The organism is Roseiflexus sp., assembly GCF_057785375.1.
In genome coordinates, this window is record NZ_JBYNRX010000023.1 from 1 (window position 1) to 18,342 (window position 18,342).

At 61.9% G+C, this 18,342-nt stretch carries 11 protein-coding genes; 7 read left to right on the forward strand and 4 right to left on the reverse strand.

Going from position 1 to position 18,342, the window contains the following annotated elements; translation table 11 throughout:
• Positions 1 to 130 precede the first annotated feature (130 nt).
• Positions 131 to 2,515 (reverse strand): FtsX-like permease family protein, encoded by a 2,385-nt coding sequence (locus AC3EA7_RS03885; protein WP_488612717.1) that lies wholly within the window; start codon positions 2,513 to 2,515, stop codon positions 131 to 133.
• Between the two features lie 352 nt (positions 2,516 to 2,867).
• Here AC3EA7_RS03885 and AC3EA7_RS03890 point away from each other — a divergent pair, with 352 nt between their 5' ends.
• From AC3EA7_RS03890 to AC3EA7_RS03915, 6 genes are all read left to right on the forward strand, one after another.
• On the forward strand, positions 2,868 to 3,545 hold the full coding sequence (locus AC3EA7_RS03890) for a TetR/AcrR family transcriptional regulator (RefSeq protein ID WP_488612718.1): 678 nt from the start codon (positions 2,868 to 2,870) through the stop codon (positions 3,543 to 3,545).
• A 168-nt stretch (positions 3,546 to 3,713) separates the two neighbouring features.
• Entirely contained in the window at positions 3,714 to 5,051 is a 1,338-nt protein-coding gene (locus AC3EA7_RS03895; RefSeq protein WP_488612719.1) for an MFS transporter, read from the forward strand.
• Positions 5,048 to 6,472: a pyridoxal phosphate-dependent decarboxylase family protein gene (locus AC3EA7_RS03900; RefSeq protein WP_488612720.1), complete on the forward strand. Its 1,425-nt coding sequence runs from the start codon at positions 5,048 to 5,050 to the stop codon at positions 6,470 to 6,472. Before AC3EA7_RS03895 ends, AC3EA7_RS03900 begins: the two co-directional genes overlap by 4 nt.
• A gap of 48 nt (positions 6,473 to 6,520) precedes the next feature.
• Positions 6,521 to 7,762, forward strand: coding sequence for an ATP-binding protein (locus AC3EA7_RS03905; RefSeq protein ID WP_488612721.1), 1,242 nt, complete (start codon positions 6,521 to 6,523; stop codon positions 7,760 to 7,762).
• 17 nt (positions 7,763 to 7,779) lie between these two features.
• Positions 7,780 to 10,317, forward strand: a complete 2,538-nt coding sequence (locus AC3EA7_RS03910; RefSeq protein WP_488612722.1) for an SDR family NAD(P)-dependent oxidoreductase — start codon at positions 7,780 to 7,782, stop codon at positions 10,315 to 10,317.
• A 35-nt stretch (positions 10,318 to 10,352) separates the two neighbouring features.
• Complete coding sequence (locus AC3EA7_RS03915; RefSeq protein WP_488612723.1) at positions 10,353 to 11,732, forward strand: dipeptidase; 1,380 nt, start codon at positions 10,353 to 10,355, stop codon at positions 11,730 to 11,732.
• Positions 11,733 to 11,872: 140 nt separating this feature from the next.
• On the opposite strand, the gene AC3EA7_RS03920 is transcribed toward AC3EA7_RS03915, so the two are convergent.
• Entirely contained in the window at positions 11,873 to 13,879 is a 2,007-nt protein-coding gene (locus AC3EA7_RS03920) for an alpha/beta hydrolase (protein WP_488612724.1), read from the reverse strand.
• A 435-nt stretch (positions 13,880 to 14,314) separates the two neighbouring features.
• Here AC3EA7_RS03920 and AC3EA7_RS03925 point away from each other — a divergent pair, with 435 nt between their 5' ends.
• On the forward strand, positions 14,315 to 15,670 hold the full coding sequence (locus AC3EA7_RS03925) for a S8 family peptidase (RefSeq protein WP_488612725.1): 1,356 nt from the start codon (positions 14,315 to 14,317) through the stop codon (positions 15,668 to 15,670).
• A gap of 17 nt (positions 15,671 to 15,687) precedes the next feature.
• Here the strand turns inward: AC3EA7_RS03925 and bchD are convergent, their stop codons facing one another.
• Positions 15,688 to 17,511 carry a magnesium chelatase ATPase subunit D gene (gene bchD / locus AC3EA7_RS03930; RefSeq protein ID WP_488612726.1) on the reverse strand — a complete coding sequence of 608 codons (1,824 nt, stop codon included), beginning with the start codon at positions 17,509 to 17,511 and terminating at the stop codon, positions 15,688 to 15,690.
• A complete protein-coding gene (locus tag AC3EA7_RS03935) occupies positions 17,508 to 18,254 on the reverse strand; it encodes an FHA domain-containing protein (protein WP_488612727.1) in 747 nt (248 codons plus the stop codon). Before AC3EA7_RS03935 ends, bchD begins: the two co-directional genes overlap by 4 nt.
• Positions 18,255 to 18,342 lie beyond the last annotated feature (88 nt).

Consider the following 18,342-nt stretch of genomic DNA (forward strand, 5'->3'; position numbering starts at 1 on the left):
GGGTAGGCGAAGGCAATGCCATTGTCAACGGGTAGGCGAAGGCAATGCCATTGTCAACGGGTAGGCGAAGGCAATGCCATTGTCAACGGGTAGGCGAAGGCAATGCCTTCGCCTACCCGGCTTTTCGGAATTACTCATACGCCAGCACTTCGCGGACGGTGAGGCGCGTCGCGTTGTATGCCGGCAGCAGGCTGGCGATCGCGGCGATGATCGTTACGAGCGCCAGCCAGATGAGCGCACCACTGATCGAGAACGAGAAACTGAGCGGCGTCTGGAAGAACGCCATGCCCACACTATCGGAAATCACCTTTGCCAGCGGCACAGCAACGATCATTGCCAGCGCCCAGCTCAGCGCCCCGATGATGATGCCTTCTGTGACGACGATGCGTTGCACCGCGCCGTTCGAGGCGCCAATCGCGCGAAGCACGCCAATCTCGCGGGTGCGTTCAAGCACATTAATGCTCATTGTTCCCATCAAGCCCAACCCGCCGACAATTGCCAACAGCAACGCCATTGCCAGCAGAAACGCGATCAGAATATTGAAGAAGAGTTCATTCTGCTGCCGGAGCAACGAAAGAGTCAGGGTTCCGCCCAGGCGGATGCCGACCGATTTGTAGTGCGCTTCCAGTTCCTTTGCTATCCGCTCCTGGTTTGCTGCGTCAGAAGGATTGATCTGCAAAGTCACGGCAGCGGCGCGCCCGGTAAAGCCGCGAATGCGAGCAAAGTACGGATAGTGGGTATACAGAATCGCCTGCCCGCCAATGCCGCGCACGATACCGACGACTTTCCATTCCGTTTCGCGCCGGTTGATCTTCAGCGTCACCGTATCGCCGACCTTAATGTCGGGCTCGAGGCCAAGTACGCTTGAGTTGATCACCAGCGCATTTTCATCCTCGGGAAGCAGCCAGCGCCCTTCGAGAACCGTCGGGATGATCATGCGCGTTTCGGCAGGAACGGCGTACATGGTGAGCGAGTCGCTCTCGGTGTCATTGGGGCGCACCCGGCGCACGGTATCGAAGCCCCAGCTTTCGGCGGCGATGACGCCGGGGACCGCCAGCGCCTCGCGTTCAATCTGCTCGGTGCGGTAGAAGCCGCTGAAGACGCCCAGGATGTGGAAATTGAAGTATTTCAATGCATCGTCGAGCGTCAACTGCATCGAGTCGCGTACACTGAACACCGACATGAAGATGATCCCGGAGAGGGTGAGCGTCACCATGGTCAACGCCAGCCGCCCTTTGCGCCGGAACGTGTTACGAAGCGACAACATCAGCGGGCGAGAAAGCCCATGGATGCGTTGCAGCAGATGATCGATGCGACCGCGCCCAAAGCGGCCTTTCCCCAGGCCATAGCCGCTGATCGCTTCGTGCACCGTTACGCGCGCGCCGCCGAAGACCGGGAAGATCCCTGCCAGTAACGGTACAACCAGCCCTACGGCAATCATGATCAGCCAGACTTCCAGCGGCATCGCCAGGCTGGTCACATCGGTGTTCATCAGTCCCGAAATAAGGATCGTCAGACCGGCGGCGACCAGGTATGCCAGCGGCATCGCCAGCAGCAGCGCCATAACCCCCAGCAGCAGAACACTCATCAGGTACATGACGACCACATCGCTCGTGCGCGCGCCGACGGCTTTCATCACGCCGATCTGCCGCACCTGCTGGGTCAGCAGCGCCGAGATCGTGTTGACAACCAGGAAACAACTGGCAAACAACGAAAGAGCGCCGAGAAAACCGAGCAACAGGAAGAGCGGTTGCAGCACCTGGTGAGCCGGGTGCCGCCCCGGTTCGGGGAGATAGGTAAAGTAGACCGTGCGACCGCTGCTCTCGATTTTGTTCCGCACCAGCGCAGCAACGTCGGCGATATGCTCCTTATCGAAGCGGTCACCGGTCACGGTGATGTTCAATTCATCATAAAACTCCGGTTGACCGAGCCACTCGAGATTTCCAAAGGACGCAAAGGCATACGTCTGGTTCGACAGCATGGCCGGGGGAAGATTTGGCGTGGCGACCGTCCCGACAATCTGCATCCGACGCAGGGTCTCATCAGGTAATCGGATGGTCACCGTATCGCCAATACTGGCGCCGGTAAGCGGCAGTGACGCGCGTTCAACCAGCAGGGTGCGGGGTGGCGGGGGCCAGGCGCCCTCGACGGGCAAGATTTTGTTGATCCGCATATCCTCGAAGTCGCGCACGATATAGATCGTCATATCGCGCCACTGGTCGGGTCCGGTCTGGAGACGCACGCTGATCGTGCGCCTGCCGTCGGCATCCGCCACGCCAGGGATTCGGCGCACCGTGCGCACCAACTCATCGTCGAACGCATCAGGATAGATCGAGATGTCGGCAGGATTGACCGCCAGGTACGCTGCGGTCATTTCGCGGGTCAGCAGCGCATTGGCGCCGGCAATCGCGCCAATTGCGAACACGCCGACGGCAATCGACAGCACCACGAGCATGGTGCGCGTCTTATTGCTCCAGACATCGGCGAACACTTTGCGCCAACGAGGTCTCAGCATATGGGGAACTCCTCAACACACATCCGCTGGTGAGACGAAGAGAGGACGTTCAAGGTTGCGTCGTTATCACAGTCGGCAGTTGAGCGCCCATTCTTGCCCCTATGCTATCGAGCGCGCAGAGATCCCACCAGCATAGCGTGTGATCGAACGCAGATTCGCACGGATCGAGACGATCTCAGACCGATTGGATGTATTGCATCTTGACAAAGGTCACCGGGGTTGAATATACTCTATGTATTCCATCAAACGCTTGATTGACCATCCATAGCAGGCGGCAATCCCTGTTCTCCGTCCTGTCTGTGCATTCGCACAACAGGTTGCAGGGTGTCTTCATAGCGAAACACTTCTCCGTATGGATGCAGCGTCGCACGAAACAGATGGCAGCGCCGTCGAGCGCATTTTGAGCGTTGCCGCCACTCTCTTTGCCGAACACGGCTACCACGGCCTTTCGATGCGCACGCTCGCGGCAGCGGTTGGGCTGAATGTTGCCACGATCCACTACCATATCGGCAGCAAATCGGAACTCTACCGCGCTGTCTTCCGGCGCCTGGCGGAGCGGGAGCGTGCGATCATCGCGGTGTACACGCAACACGTGACAGACGACGACATCGCCGATCCCGATGCGCTTCGAAGACGATTGAACGCCCTGGTTGACGCACTGGTCGATCTGACCCTCGAACAGCCGGAAACACCGCGTCTATGGTTGCGTCGCTGGTTGGAGCGAGACGAGTCGCCGGTCGCGCTTGAGGCGGAAGTTTCGTTGCCGCTGTACGATATGGCGCTCGCACTGCTGAAACGTGCGCAGGCAGCCGGGACGATCGCGTCGGCAGATGTCGATCTGCGCCTCATCCTGACCGGTTTTGTCTGGATGCTCTATGGCTACTTTGCCGGCAGCCCTCTCGACGCAGCCGGCGCGCGCGTCGATCCGACGACTCCCGAACAGGTAGCGGTATTCAGACGTTTCATGCATGCCTATACAGCGCGTATGCTTGGCTTGCCGGACGATTCCGCAGGCGATCAGAAAACCTGAAAGATTTTTAGACAGGCTGGCGCACAAGCGCGAAGACGCAAAGAGGTGTTGGTTGAATTGCTCGCAAACTTTGCATCCTGGTGTGTTCGCGCCAACCTGTTCGAGAAACGCATACGCGGGTTATAACGCCGGTGTTATCGATCAACAGGTTCAAGGAGGAACGCAGGCATGGGCAGACTGTTCCGCTACATCACCTATGCCATGGGCAACTTCGCCAATACGATCGCCTATCAGGTGTTTGGGAACCGCATTCAGTTCTACTATGTCGATGTGCTGGGGTTGAATGCGGCTGCGGCGGGCGTGATCTGGACAATCTACGGCTTGTGGAACGCGATCAACGACCCGCTTATGGGACAACTGTCCGACCGCACGCGCACACCGATCGGGCGACGTGTGCCATATGTGCTCTTCGGAGCAGTGCCGCTCGGCCTCTCGTTCTTCTTTCTCTGGACGCCGCCGGGGCAGTCGCCATGGATACTCGCCGCCTACTTTCTGATCATCCTGTTCATCTTCGATACCCTCTACAGCCTGACGATCATTGCCTACAACGCACTCTTCCCGGAAGTGGCGCCACACCTGCAAGCGCGCATCGATCTTTCCGCCGTGCGGGAAGTGCTCGCGACAATTGCGCTCCTCCTCTCCTTCATCCTTGCGCCAATCCTGGCGGAAGGGGTTGGGTACGTCTGGATGGGCGCCATAATGGGCGCATTGGTGGCGATAGGCTACCTGATCTCGATGACCGGCGTCCGCGAAGACCTCGGCAAGATCAAAGATGATCGCATCGGGTTGATCGACTCGCTGCGCATTGCGCTCTCCAGTCGTCCGTTCCGCTGGTTCATCGGCGCCAACATTGCCAAGGAATATATCTGGCTGGTGCTGGCGGCAATGCTTCCCTTCTGGCGCAAATACGCACTTGGTATTCAGGGGCAGATCGAGGTCTTCGGTGTGCGACTGAGCGGCGGCGATGCCGAAGCAATTCTGCTCGGCGTCCCAATCCTGCTGACCATTCCGATGCTGCTGATCTGGCGCCCGATGGTCGCACGGATCGGACCGCGGCGGGCGTGGATCATCACCAGTTTCTGTTTCATCCCCGGATTCATTGCGATGATCCTGGCGAATGATTTCTCCACCGGATTGATCGGCACGCTGCTGGTCGTGCCTGGACTGGCGGGTTCGATGATCATGCCATTTCCGCTGATTTCGGAGGTTATCGACGATGATGCCACGCGGCACGGCTACCGGCGCGAGGGGATCTTCTTCGGCATCAACGGCGGCATCACCAAACTGGCATTTTCAGCGCAGGGGGTGCTCTTCGCCTCGGTGCTGTCACTGTCGGGGTATATTGCGGGCAGCGACGTGCAACCCGCAAGCGCCGCATGGGGAGTGCGCTTTCTGATCGGCGGAACGCCGATTATTGCAGCGCTGCTCATCGCCTTCTTCATGTGGAAATATCCGCTGGAACGCGCCGTCGGGCGCGACCTTGCGCTGGAAAGGACGCCTTCGTGAACATTCCACCTGATGGCAGGACGCCAGACGAAATTATGGCGATGTTGCGCAGTTTCAAGGCATACGATATGGACTGGCGATCCGGTCGAGTCTTTGCGTATGTCTATCAGCCGGATGCCACTGCTGTCACAGTGGTCAATGATGCGTATGTGCTCTATCTCAGTGAAAACTGTCTGGACCCGACGACCTTTCCAAGCGTGGCGCAACTGGAGAGCGATGTTGTGCGCATGGTCGCCGGGTTGCTGCAAGGCGACGAGCATGTGGCAGGCAACGTGACGAGCGGCGGCACAGAGAGCATTCTGCTGGCGGTCAAAACGGCGCGCGATTGGGCGCGGGCGCACCGACCGCAGATCGCACAGCCAGAAATGGTTCTGGCACGTACTGCGCACGCTGCCTTTCACAAGGCAGGGCACTACCTCGGCGTCAAACCGGTGGTCGTCGAGTTCGACCCGGCGACGTTCGAGGCGGATATTGCAGCAATGCGCGCGGCAATCACCGAAAATACCATTCTGCTGGTTGCGTCGGCGCCGTGCTACTCGCAGGGCGTGATCGATCCCGTGCCTGTCATCGCGACGCTGGCGCAGGAGCACGGCGCGCTCTGCCACGTCGATGCGTGCGTCGGCGGGATGTATCTCCCCTTTCTGCGCCAGATTGGTCGCACGATCCCGCCGTTCGACTTCAGCGTTCCCGGCGTTACGTCGATCTCGGTTGACCTGCACAAATACGGGTATTCTGCGAAAGGTGTCTCAGTCGTGCTTTACCGTGATCGCAGCCTGCGGCGGTATCAGATCTTTGCCTCGACCGACACAACGGCTTATACGATCATCAATCCCACGGCGCTCAGTTCGCGTTCGGCGGGACCAATCGCGGGGGCGTGGGCAATTCTGCACTATTTGGGCGAGGCGGGGTACCGCGAGATGGTTGCGACTGTGCAGCAGGCGACAGAGCGGTTGATGGCGGGCATCAATGCGATTGACAGTCTGTATGTGCTGGGACATCCGGCGATGAGCATGTTTTCTTTCGCCTCGAACGCGATCAATGTCTTTCAACTGGCGGATGCGCTACGCCGCCGCGGGTGGTATCTTCAGCCACAGTTCTCGACGCCGCGCTCGCCGCGTAACCTGCACATCTCGGTCACCTATGGCGTAGCGCACAATGTCGAAGCGTTACTCGCCGACATCGCCGCCTGCGTGGAAGAGGTGCGGCAGATGCCGCCGATTGATCCGGCGCTGGTGCATTCGATCATTGAGACACTTGCGCAGGACCCGTCGCCAGCGGTTGTCGAGGGGTTGCTGGCAGCGGTCGGGTTGCAGCCGGGTGCGTTGCCGCAGGAGATGGCGTTGATCAACGAGGTGCTCGATACCCTGCCGGATGCGGCAGCAAATGCGGTATTGATTGATTTCTTCAACCATCTGTATTGAATATGATATACTGTTGTTGTCGATTTTCCAGGAAAATCAACAACGCCAATGACGATTTTCCGTCAAATTCAGCATCGCCTGCCCGGACCGACGACGCGTCGCCTGGTGATGATCACCGGAGCGCGGCAGACGGGCAAAACTACGCTGGCGCGTCGCCTTTATGCGCAGTTGCGGTATGTATCGCTCGATGAAGCCGAGGAGCGCGTCCGATTGCGCGAACTTCCCACACGCGCCTGGGGTGCAACCGTTGGCGAGGCGGTGCTCGATGAAGCCCAAAAAGAACCCGCCATTTTCGAGAAGATCAAGTTCGCGTATGACCAGAGAGAGATCAACTTCAGCGTCCTCCTCGGATCGTCGCAGATAGTCATGCTCCAGCGCATCCGGGAGACGCTGGCTGGTCGCGTGTTCATTTACGAATTATGGCCCCTGATGCTGTCGGAGCTGGTCGGCGGCGAGCATCCGTCGGCGCCGCCGCTCCTGGCGCGGTTGATCGAGGAAGAAGGAGATGCCGACGCGCTCCTGAGCGATCAGCCGCTGGTTCTGCTCGGTGATGAAGCGTACCGGCGCGCTTTCTGGTTCGACTATGGACTGCGTTGGGGCGGCATGCCGGGATTGCTGGAACTGACAGACAGCGATCGACGGGACTGGCTGGCATCCTACGCCAACACGTATCTGGAGCGCGACCTGGCAGATCTGGCGCGACTGGACGAACTCCTGCCATTCCGACGGTTTATGCGCCTGGCGGCGTTGCGATCCGGTCAAACGCTTTCTTACGCCGATCTGGCGCGCGATGCGGATATCAGCCCTGGCACGGCGCGCAACTATCTGAACTACCTGCAACTATCGTATCAGGTCTTTGTGCTCCCGCCCTATTTCGAGAGTCCCGGCAAGCGCCTGGTGAAATCCCCGAAACTCTACTGGATCGATCCCGGATTGTGGCGCTACCAGACGGGGTACTGGGGCGAAGCCAGCGGAGCGCTGCTCGAAGGTTATGTCGTGGGCGAATGCTTGAAGTGGCTGCGCACCACTGGCGTGCAGGCGGATTGCTGGTTCTACCGCACCCATAGCGGATTGGAGGTTGACCTGTTGCTGACAACAACCTCTGGCATATGGGGTGTAGAGGTCAAATCCTCACCAGAAGTCCGGCTGTCTCAGGCAACGGCATTGCGGCGACTGGCGGCGGAGTTCGGGGGGCGCTGGCGCGGCGGACTTGTCGCATACCCCGGCGAACGACTGGAGCGGCTGGACCCGAACCTGTGGGCAATGCCGATCACTCGTCTGCTCAGTTGAGTCGCAAGGAGGCGACGATGAATCGTATGACCCGTTCACAACGCACCTGGCTGATCACCGGTTGCGCGAGCGGATTCGGCGCACGCCTGGCGCAACGCCTGATCGAACGCGGCGAGCGTGTCGTCGCCACTGACCGTAGCACGGATCTCCTTACCCATCTGCATGCGGACGACCCTGCGCGGTTGCTGCGCCTGGCAATGGACGTGACAGACCCTGCCGCGATCCGGCGCGCTGTCGAAACGGCGGCGACGCACTTCCAGCGCATCGATATACTGGTCAACAATGCCGGCCTGGGGCACGGCGGTCCGCTGGAAGAAGCGTACCTGGACGACATCCGCCGCCTGTTCGATGTCAATATCATCGGGATGATCCTCGTAACCCAGGCGGTTCTTCCTCATATGCGCAATGCTGGTCGCGGGCATATCATCAATCTGTCGTCCGATAGCGGCGTTGTCGGGTTTCCGTTTCAGGCGGTCTATACTGCGACCAAACACGCGGTCGAGGGATTTTCCGACTGTCTTTACCACGAGGTGGCGCCGTTCGGCATTCACGTGTCGGTCATTCAGCCGTGCGGTATGTTCAAAACCGACATGCCCGCTGGCGCCATTGCCGCTGCCCGGTCTGCCATTCGACCGGACAGCCCGTACTACGCGCGCGCCATGCGCATGGCGGAAGCGCTGGCCGTTGCCTGGGAACAGAGCAGTGACCCACAGGAGGTGGTTGATGCCATTATCGAGACGGCTGACGCTGACCCGCCGCCGCTGCGTCGCCGCGTCGGACCGCCCGATCGCACCGGGTTGGTTGGTTTGCGCCATCGCATACCGCACGAGGAGTTCGTCAGATTTATTGCCAGTATCACCAGCGATAACGCCACACGTCCCGCCATACCCAAAGGTCGTGTCGATGGCGGACGACTCATAGTGCGCACCCTGCGCGAAGCGGGGGTGACCCATGCCTTTACGATTGTTGGCGGGCACAACTACCACCTGGTCAACGCCTGCCGCGACGAGGGCATCCGAGTGATTGACGTGCGCAACGAGATGCACGCCGCGCACATGGCGGATGCGTTTGCGCGGTTCACACGCCGACCTGCGTTGCTCACAGTGGATGCTGCGCCAGGTCTGGTCAATGCGGTGGCCGGCATCGAGGTGGCGTATGAAGCGCAGGTTCCCATGATCATCGCCTGCGCGCAGGGGTCGCTGGCGGGGCGCGACATCGGCGTGATGCAGGCGATCGATCAGGTGCGCCTGGTACGCCCGATTACCAAATGGCAGCGCACATGTTTCGATGTCCGGCGGCTGCCCGAATACACGGCAGCCGCCATGCGTCATGCCACCACTGGACGTCCTGGTCCGGCGTTCCTGGATTTTCCGCTGGAGGTGATGCACACGCTTGTCGATGAAGATGCCATCACCTTTCCGCAGAACTACCGGGTGACTGTGGGACCGCCAGGCGACCCGGCGCTGGTGCGGCGAGTGCTCGACATCCTCCGAAAGGCGCGCAGACCGCTCCTGATCGCTGGCAGCGGCGTCTGGTGGGCGCACGGCGAAGAGGAACTGCGCCGTTTTGTCGCGGCGACCGGTATACCGGTCTTGAGTCGCAACCTGGCGCGCGGCATCATTCCCGATGATCATCCACTCTCGGCGGGGTTCTATCCTGCTCCGGCAGCCATGGCGGACGCCTTCCTGGTGATCGGTACGCGACTCGATTGGACGATTGGCTATGGGCGCTTTCCACTTTTCGCTATGGATGCGCCGGTGGTGCAGGTGGACATTCATCCTGAAAGCATCGGCAAGACACGCCCGATTAATGTCGGCATCGTTGGCGATGCAGCACAGGTGCTGCGTCAACTGAACGAACTGGTCGCCGGGGGCGGCAGTTGGGCGATGGAGACGGAATGGCCCGCACGGGCGCACGGCAGCATCGCCGCCATGCGCGCAGAGACCGCCGCCGATCTGGCGGCGCGCGATCCTGCACGACCGATGCACTCAATTCAGTTGATGCAGGCGCTGGCGAAGTGTCTGCCACGCGAAGCGATCAAGGTTGTGGATGGCGGGTACAGTGCAGCGTTCGCCATTCAGTATCTCGACGCCTGCATCCCCGGCGGTGTGACGTGGGTCGGCAGCACCGGGCACATCGGCGTGGGGTTGGGATTCGCAATCGCTGCACAACTGGCGCACCCAAACACTCCGGTTGTGGCAATTATGGGGGACGGCGCGTTTGGACTGTGCGGCATGGAATTCGACACCGCCGTGCGGCATCGTCTGCCGATCGTTGTGGTGATCGCCAATGACGCCGGCTGGGGCGAGACGCGCGATGGTCAGCGGCGACGCTGGGGTGACGCCGCCGTGATCGGCACGAACCTGGGACCGACGCGCTACGACGAGCTGGCGCGAGCGCTCGGCGGCTACGGCGAGCATGTCGAACGACCGGAAGACGTTGCGCCGGCGATCCGGCGCGCGTTCGATTCAGGATTGCCGGCGATCATTGACGTGCGCACCGACCCGGAACAGCGCAGCGCTGCGGTAACGGGACTGCCGTGGATTGTCGAGTGAAGGAGAACGCGATGCCTGGTTTAGCCGGATCAAAGATGTCAACGACAGTCATTGCGCATCTGCGTGATCGCCAGCATGCGCATCTGGCAGAGTTGTGCGAGTTTCTTGCCATCCCCAGCATCAGCATGGACCCGGCGCACACAGCGGATATGGCGATGGCTGCACGCTGGCTGGCTGACCGCCTGCGGGGCGCCGGCATGAGCCACACTGCGATCATTCCGACATCCGGGCATCCCATCGTCCTCAGCGAATGGCTGGATGCCGGACCAACTGCACCGACACTCCTCATCTACGGGCATTACGACGTCCAACCCGCCGATCCGGTAGATGCCTGGCACACACCTCCGTTTGCACCCACTGCCAGCAATGGCAACCTCTACGCACGCGGCGCCTCCGACGACAAAGGGCAGGTCATGGCGGCAGTTGCGGCGCTGGATGCCTGGCTGCACGCCACAGGACGGCTGCCGATCAACGTCAGGCTGATCGTCGAAGGGGAAGAGGAGACATCGAGCGTCGGATTGCGGCATTTTGTCCACAGCGAAGCGGATCGTCTGCGATGCGACGCCGTGTTGATGGTCGATTCGTCGATGCTGACGCCGCAGCATCCGCTTATTCTTTACGGAACGCGGGGAAACTGTTACCTGGAGATCACAGTGCGCGGACCGGCCAGCGATCTGCACTCAGGAACGTTTGGCGGCGCAGTAGAGAATCCGTTCAACGTTCTTGTCCGATTGCTGGCATCGTTACAGGATGGCGAGACGCGCCGGGTGAAGGTTCCTGGCTTCTACGACCGGGTGCGTGCAATGGATGACGCTGAGCGACGCCTGATGGCATCATTGCCGCTCAGCGACGCCGTTCTGCTGGCAATGACCGGCGCGCCTGCACTGGCGGGAGAGGCGGGCTTTTCCGCTATCGAGCGCGCCACTATCCGACCCACGCTGGACATTCATGGCATCAGCGGCGGATTTACCGGTCCGGGGAAGAAAACCGTCATTCCGGCGCAGGCGACGGCAAAACTCTCCATGCGGCTCGTCCCTTATCAGGACCCGCAGGATATTGCGCAGCGCGTTACCGACTTTCTGCACCATCGGGCGCCGCCGACCGTATCGCTCAATGTGCGCGTCCTGAGCGCATCGCGTCCGGTGCTCGTCGATTACCGCGCAGCAGCGGTTCAGGCGGCGTCACAGGCGTTTGAACAGGCGTTCGGCGCACCCGCTGCCTGCATGATCGGCGGCGGAACACTGCCAATTGCTGCCGATTTTCAGGAAGCCCTGGGTGCGCCGCTGGTAATTACCGGTTTCGGACTGCCCGACGACAATATGCACGCGCCGAACGAAAAACTAAACCTCTCCTGTTTCTTCCGGGGGAGCGAGATGATTGCCCATTATCTGCCAATGCTTGCCGCATTCTCCTGACTCAGACGCCCGCACTTCGCGCACGGTGAGGCGTGTTGCATCGTATGCCGCAACAGACCGGCGACCGTGCGATGGTCGTTACCGGCCATCGAGCGCACCGCCAACCGGAAACGAGAAACTGAGCGGAGACTCTTCGGGTTCTATCCATACACCCCCATCCATGCCAGCGCCGCTGCGCACCCGATGGCGAAGAGCGCAAGCAGGGCATAATAAACGCGCCCGATGCCCGACCACCACCCGCGCGCCCAGGAGAGCGCCACGCAGACGACAATCGCCAGCGCCAGCGCGGGTATGCCCCAGATTGTTGCGACCAGCATCGTAGAACGCGGCAGTCCGTAGAAGATCGTTGCATCATTGGCGACTGCCATTTGCACGATGGCGGTGAGCGTGATACCGACAAATACCGCCCCCGTTGCTCCCGCCAGCACGACCAGCCAGCGCGCAATGGCGGCGCCGACGGACGGTTCCGGCGCTTTTCCGCCGGTGATCAGGCGGAACAACCAGCCGAGGGGCCAGACGATCCACGCCGAGAGCAACAGGAGCAGCGCGCCGACGAAGGCGCCGAGCGGCGCCAGCCCGGCGGCGTCGAGTGTCGCCAGTGCAAACGTCACCGGCGTGAAAATGACCGTTTCCGGCGAGATAAAGCGTGGACCTGCACTCTCAGCGATGCAGGAAGAGTCCGGCGGCTGTGATGGATTATCGAGAAACGCCTTCAGCATGGCGTCGGCGCAGGCGCTTGATCCGACGGCGCCATGCCCTGTATCGGGAAAGGTGTAGACATATGCCCGGCTCAAGGTGCGCGCCACAACATCACCAAACTCCGGCGGCGTAATCGGGTCGAACTTGCCAGAGAGCACGAGTGTCGGGATGTCGCCGGACACCGGCTCATCGACGAGCGGATCGAGTTGATCAACCTGCCAGACATTGCAGCGTTCCAGATAGCCGTCGAGGCTGCGCCGTCCATCGAGTGCAATGAATGGACGCACCCCTTCCAGCCGCGCGTCTTCGGGTGAAAAGTCGGCATCCTCGGCGCAGATCACTGCATAGTGCATCCCCAGGCTAAACGTGCGGTCGAAAACGATGATCGGCAGCACCTGCCCCAGCACACGGAAATCGTTGCGCGTCGCGTCATCGATGATCCGCGGGACTGCCGGGATGAAACTCGATACGTACATGATCTGGAAAAGGACGCTGGCGAAACTGTCGCCATCGAGGACGGCGTTGTACGTTTTGCCGGTTTTGTTGTCGGTGATCGGCACGCGCGCCGGTTCGCGGTTAAGTCGATCGATCACAGTCACCAGCGATTGTTCCAGGTTCGGGTAGGCTGCCCGGCACCCCGCATCGGCGGCGCAGGCATTGAACAGTTCCGTGTAGGCGCGGTCTTGCGAGCGCGGCGCCTCGAGCAGATAATTGACGCTGGTCGGCACGACCGCATCGAGCGCCACACTGCGCAGAACGTCGGGATGGTCGCGCATGACGTGTTGCGCCAGCAATGTGCCATAGGAAACGCCATAGAGATTGATCTTCTCATACCCCAGCGCACGCGCCAGCGCAGCGACATCCGCAGCATTCTCGATGCTGTTGAACGCCGAAAGATCGATCCCCTCACCCGCCAACCGCTGGCGACACGCGGTTGTCGCCTCGAGCGACAGCCGATCCGACTCTTCGTAGGTCAATCGCTGCTCGATGGTGCGCTCGACCAGTTCCAGCTGCTCCTGGCAGACGAGCGACGGCTCGGAATAGAGCGCGCCGCGCTGGTCGAACAGCACAATGTCGCGGTTGAGGAGATCACGCAGGCGGCTGCCTGGACCAAAGAGGATCTGGGTGTAGGTGTCGATCGTCGAACCGCCGGGACCGCCCTGCAGCATCACCAGCGGGTCAGGTTTACGGTCGCTGGCGCGCGATTTGATGATCGCAACCGCCAGGCGAATGACGGGACCTTCCGGCTGCGCGTGGCGTTCCGGCACCTGCAGCCAGCCGCATTCCAGATCACGCCCTTCGACCACACCAGCAGGAAGTTCGAACATACACGCACCGGGCTGAAACACGCCGCTCGAGGCGGCGGCGTGAGCGGGAGGCGCGATAAACCACACCTGCGCCATCAGGAGGATGATCAAGAGCGCTGCGCCATATCGTGCGATGATCAAGGGATTCTCCTTCTGATAGGACGATCAACCTCAACCTGGACAATCACGTTTGCACCTGTGGAACGGTTGGCGTTGGCTTCGACCGGCTCAGCTGGCGTTGGCTTCGACCGGCTCAGCTGGCGCCGATCACGAGATTGTCCAATAAATACTGTTGTTGGGCACATAATCCGATATCGCCAGATCTAGCCCGCGTAGGCGGGCTTTGCAGCATGAGCCTGCGGCTTCAGCCGCCGGGCGGACGAACGGATAGCGGAATAATTATTCAAACTCCATACGCCGCGGGCTATGGAAAGCGAAGACCGCCTTCACGGGCTGGAAATGACGGCGAGCAGGTTATGTCGATAGCCCCCAGGAATGCAACATCTCCTTGCGCCTCGCGTTCATGTATCATGATACCAGCGTTCTGGCTGCCAACCGCAAGAAGGTATAGCACATATGTTGATTTCTTCCTGTCGTCGCTCCTTACGTTCAATCCTTCTTCTGATCCTTCTGCTGACTGGCTCGCTGATCCTCCCGATTGACTCAGGGCGAGCAGAGACCGCCGGCAGCACGCGGGTGATCGTCGTGCTGCGCGCGCCGGCGGCGGAGGGTGATGCGAGTACGGCGCTCCCCGGCATTGCCCAGGCACAGGAGGATGTTGCCGCCGCTGCAACCGCCGCCGGCGCGCGCGAGGTTGCCCGTTTGCGCACGCTTCCGGTCATCGTGCTGGAAGCGCCGCGCACTGCAATCGAGCGGCTGGACGATCATCCGCAGGTCGCCTCTGTCGTAGAGGATATGCTGGCTGTGCCGCATCTGACGGGCAGCACTGCCCTGATCCACGCCGATCAGGCGCATGCCGAGACCACCGGCTCTGGCGTTGCGATTGCCATTCTCGACACCGGCGTCGATGCCGCGCACCCCTTTCTTGGCGGGCGCGTGGTCGCCGAAGCATGTTTCTCGACCAACAATTCCGGTGATGGCGCAACATCACTTTGCCCCGGCGGAGGAACCGAGGTTATCGGTCCTGGCGCAGCGGCATCTTGCGCGTTTACAGGATGCGACCACGGCACACACGTCGCCGGGATTGCCGCCGGGAACGACGGCGTTGCGCCGGGAGCATCGATCATTGCCGTGCAGATCTTTTCGAAGATCGCCAACTGCTCGGCATTCTCGCTCCCTTCGCCGTGCGTATTGAGCTACGTCTCCGACCAACTGCGCGCGCTCGACTGGCTGGCGTCAACGTCCTTCACCTCGCCGCTGGCAGCAGTGAACCTGAGCATAGGCGCGGGCACGTTCGGCAGTGTTGCGACGTGTGAAAGCAGCGAGGTTGGCGCCGCCCTGAAATCTGCCATTGCCGTCCTGCGCAATCGGGGGATCATCACTGTCGCCTCTTCGGGGAACGGCGGCAGCGCCAGCGCCCTCAGCCTGCCCGCATGTCTGTCGAACGTCGTCAGCGTTGGCGCAACGACCAAGACAACGCCGGAGCAGGTGGCGTCGTTCTCGAACAGCGCGTCGTTCCTGACCCTGCTGGCGCCAGGAGTGGCGATCACATCGTCTGTGCCGGGGGGCGGGTTTGCGCCCAAATCGGGGACATCAATGGCAGCGCCGCACGTCGCCGGGGCGCTCGCGCTGCTGCGCAGCGCGCGCCCTGGCTATACGCCGGATAGATATGTGGCCGCGCTGATCAGCACCGGCAAGCCCATCACCGATACGCGCAACAGGTTGACGAAGCCGCGTATCGACGTGTTTGCCGCCATCGAGTCGCTGACGCCGCTGACACCGAGGGCATTCCTGCCGGTTGTGGCGAGGTAAAACAGAAGAAACGCGCCTTACCGCTCCACCTGATCAACCGCCAGCGCGGCGATCTGTTCACCCTGCGCATTGGGAAGGTAGACATACTCGCCAGCAAGCCATTCCGCCAGTTTGCGCGCTTCGCCGCGGCTCAGGTAGGTGCGCTGCGTATCGACCACAATCGTCTGAATGCCCGCCGCCGCCACTGCGCGCCCGATGGTTTGCAGTTCGTCGGCAACCCCTTCGCGCCCGACGCGCAGCCCGACATTCGCCCGCCCATCGGTGAGCAGCACCAGCACCGTCTGCATAATGCCGCGCGCGCGCGCCTGCTGCGCCACCTCGATGGCTGCCAGGAGCGCCGCTGCCAGCGGCGTGCCGCCGCCGGTCGGCAGCAGATCGAGGGCGCGGCGCGCGAGTTCGACACTCTGCGACGGCGGCAGCAGCAATTCGGCGTTTTGTCCACGAAACGCCAGCAGCGCCACACGGTCGCGGTGGACATACGCTCGCTGAAGAAGCGCGTGCACCGCCCCTTTCGCCTGACGCATGCGGTGCAGCGCCATGCTGCCGCTGGCATCGACTGCAAAGAGGAACAGCGCCCCCGCCTTGCTGCGGTACTGCTTGATGCGGAGATCGTCGCCGCGCAACAGCACCCTGGCGGACGCGGCGTTTGCGTCCGCCTGAGCGCGGCGCAACGGCTGGAATGGCGCAGCCGCGCGTAGCGTGGCGGATACGTCGATCCGTCCACGTCGCGGATCACCGGGAATGCTGCGAATGTGCCGTCCCCGCTTCCCCGCCACCGTGCCGCGCGACCCGGTCTTCCCACGGCGTAGCGCACGGAATGGCAACTGCTCCAGTTCGACCGGCAGTTCGGCAGCCAGCGCGCTGAGCACCTGTTCGGGCGGAATGGTCAACTCATCTTCCGACGGCGGCTCAGGCGGCGCGTCAGCGGTATCGTTCTCGGCGTCGGAGGGAGGCGGCGGAGGCGGTGGTTCTTCGTCCGGCAGCGGTTCCGGCGGAGGCGGCAGACGTGTCGCGCGTGGCAGGATGACCAGCCGCACTGCCAGTTCCAGGTCTTCCTGTTCAACATGGTCGCGCAGGCCGAGGGCTGCCGCAGCACATGCGGCATACACCGCAAAAGCGTCGGCGCGGTGCCCCTCAACGCCGCAGAGCGCCGCCATCGCCACCAACTGTTCGATCTGCTCGTCCTCGATCCGCACCTGCGGCAACTGTTCACGCGCCGCCTGCACCAGCCCGCGCAGCAGATCGAGGTCGTCGGCATACGCCTGCGTCGCTGCCGGGTCCAGGTTGCGCCGCACCACCTCGGTGCGCGCCTGTTCATTCATCGCGCGCGGCAACACCAGCAACAACCCTAACCGGTCGAGCAGATGACGGCGCGGCAGACCTTCGGCGGGGTCGTAGGAGCCGATGAAAACGAAGCGCGCCGGCGCCTGAATGCTGAGACCCTCGCGTTCGAGCCGCACCTCGCCTGTATCGATGGCGGCGATCAGCGGATTGATAATTGCGTCGGGCAGCAGATTGACCTGATCGGCATAGAGAATGCCGCCATCGGCGCGCGCCAGCGCCCCCGCGCGCGCCACCCGCCTTCCGGCGCGCAGCGTCGCCTCAATGTCGAGTCCGCCAAGCAATCCGGCTTCGTCCACGCCGAGCGGCAGTTCCACGAACGGAACCGACCGCTCGCCAGTGCAGAGCAGATCGCGCATGCCGCGCGCCAGGCTGCTCTTTCCCGCGCCCGCCGGCGCGCCGACGGCGATGCCGCGCAGGCGCGGCTCGACCGCCAGCAGGAGCAGCGCCTGCTGCGCCAATTCCAGACCAACAAGTGCAGCGAGTGAAAGCGCAGTCATGAGAGCCGTACCGTTTTATTCGGCGCCAGCGAGCGAAAGGTGACGACGAAAGCGCCAAGGCGAATAACCGAACCTTCGGGCAGAACCGTCGGCGTATGCGGCGTCAGCGCCTTATCATTCACAAACGTCCCATTGGCGCTGCCGAGATCGGTGATCGTCCACTGACCGCCGGCATAGCGCAGAGTCGCATGGCGCCGACTGACGCCGCTCGTGCGCCCATCGAAAGGCGCGAGGTCAACGTCGGGAAAGATACTGTCCGCCGCGTCCTGGCACCCGATCAGCAACTCAGCGCGGTCGGTCGGCAGCGGAATGGATCGCCCATCACTCAGCGCCAGGGCAAACGCAGGAACCGCGACCGGAGCGGTCATGGCGAGCAATTCGCCTTCGAGGCGGGAGAGTTCGCCGCGCGCGCGCTCAAGGAGCGCATTGATCGTCGCCAGGTCCTGTTCGAGTTTGCGGATTTCCCCCTGTTTGCGCTCAATCTCCTCGACCTTCGCCAGGGTGCGCTGGGCATTTGCCAGGGTCTGCTGGGCAATCTGCAATTCCGCCTCTTTGCGCGCCAGGTTTGCGCGCGCCTTTGCCAGCCCTTCTTCGGTGATGGCGCGCAGCGACGGCGGCTGGCTCTGGAGAACCTGTTCATTGGCGCTGATATAACTGCGGGTAGCGGTGATTTCTTCGGTCAGCGCGCTGATCGTTCGTTGCGCATCGGCGATCTCCTGCACCAACGCCGGTCGTGTGGTCATGGGGGGCCTCCATGTCGCTGCACAAACGTTGATCCTTCGTGAGACGAGCATGAGCATATGCTCGGTTACAGAACATGACGTTGTGCAA

Bases quoted from the DNA above. Each gene is read 5' to 3' on its own strand.
- AC3EA7_RS03885 (WP_488612717.1), bottom strand. From the start codon at position 2,515: ATGCTGAGACCTCGTTGGCGCAAAGTGTTCGCCGATGTCTGGAGCAAT.
- AC3EA7_RS03890 (WP_488612718.1), top strand. From the start codon at position 2,868: ATGGATGCAGCGTCGCACGAAACAGATGGCAGCGCCGTCGAGCGCATT.
- AC3EA7_RS03895 (WP_488612719.1), top strand. From the start codon at position 3,714: ATGGGCAGACTGTTCCGCTACATCACCTATGCCATGGGCAACTTCGCC.
- AC3EA7_RS03905 (WP_488612721.1), top strand. From the start codon at position 6,521: ATGACGATTTTCCGTCAAATTCAGCATCGCCTGCCCGGACCGACGACG.
- AC3EA7_RS03910 (WP_488612722.1), top strand. From the start codon at position 7,780: ATGAATCGTATGACCCGTTCACAACGCACCTGGCTGATCACCGGTTGC.
- AC3EA7_RS03915 (WP_488612723.1), top strand. From the start codon at position 10,353: ATGTCAACGACAGTCATTGCGCATCTGCGTGATCGCCAGCATGCGCAT.
- AC3EA7_RS03925 (WP_488612725.1), top strand. From the start codon at position 14,315: ATGTTGATTTCTTCCTGTCGTCGCTCCTTACGTTCAATCCTTCTTCTG.
- bchD (WP_488612726.1), bottom strand. From the start codon at position 17,511: ATGACTGCGCTTTCACTCGCTGCACTTGTTGGTCTGGAATTGGCGCAG.
- AC3EA7_RS03935 (WP_488612727.1), bottom strand. From the start codon at position 18,254: ATGACCACACGACCGGCGTTGGTGCAGGAGATCGCCGATGCGCAACGA.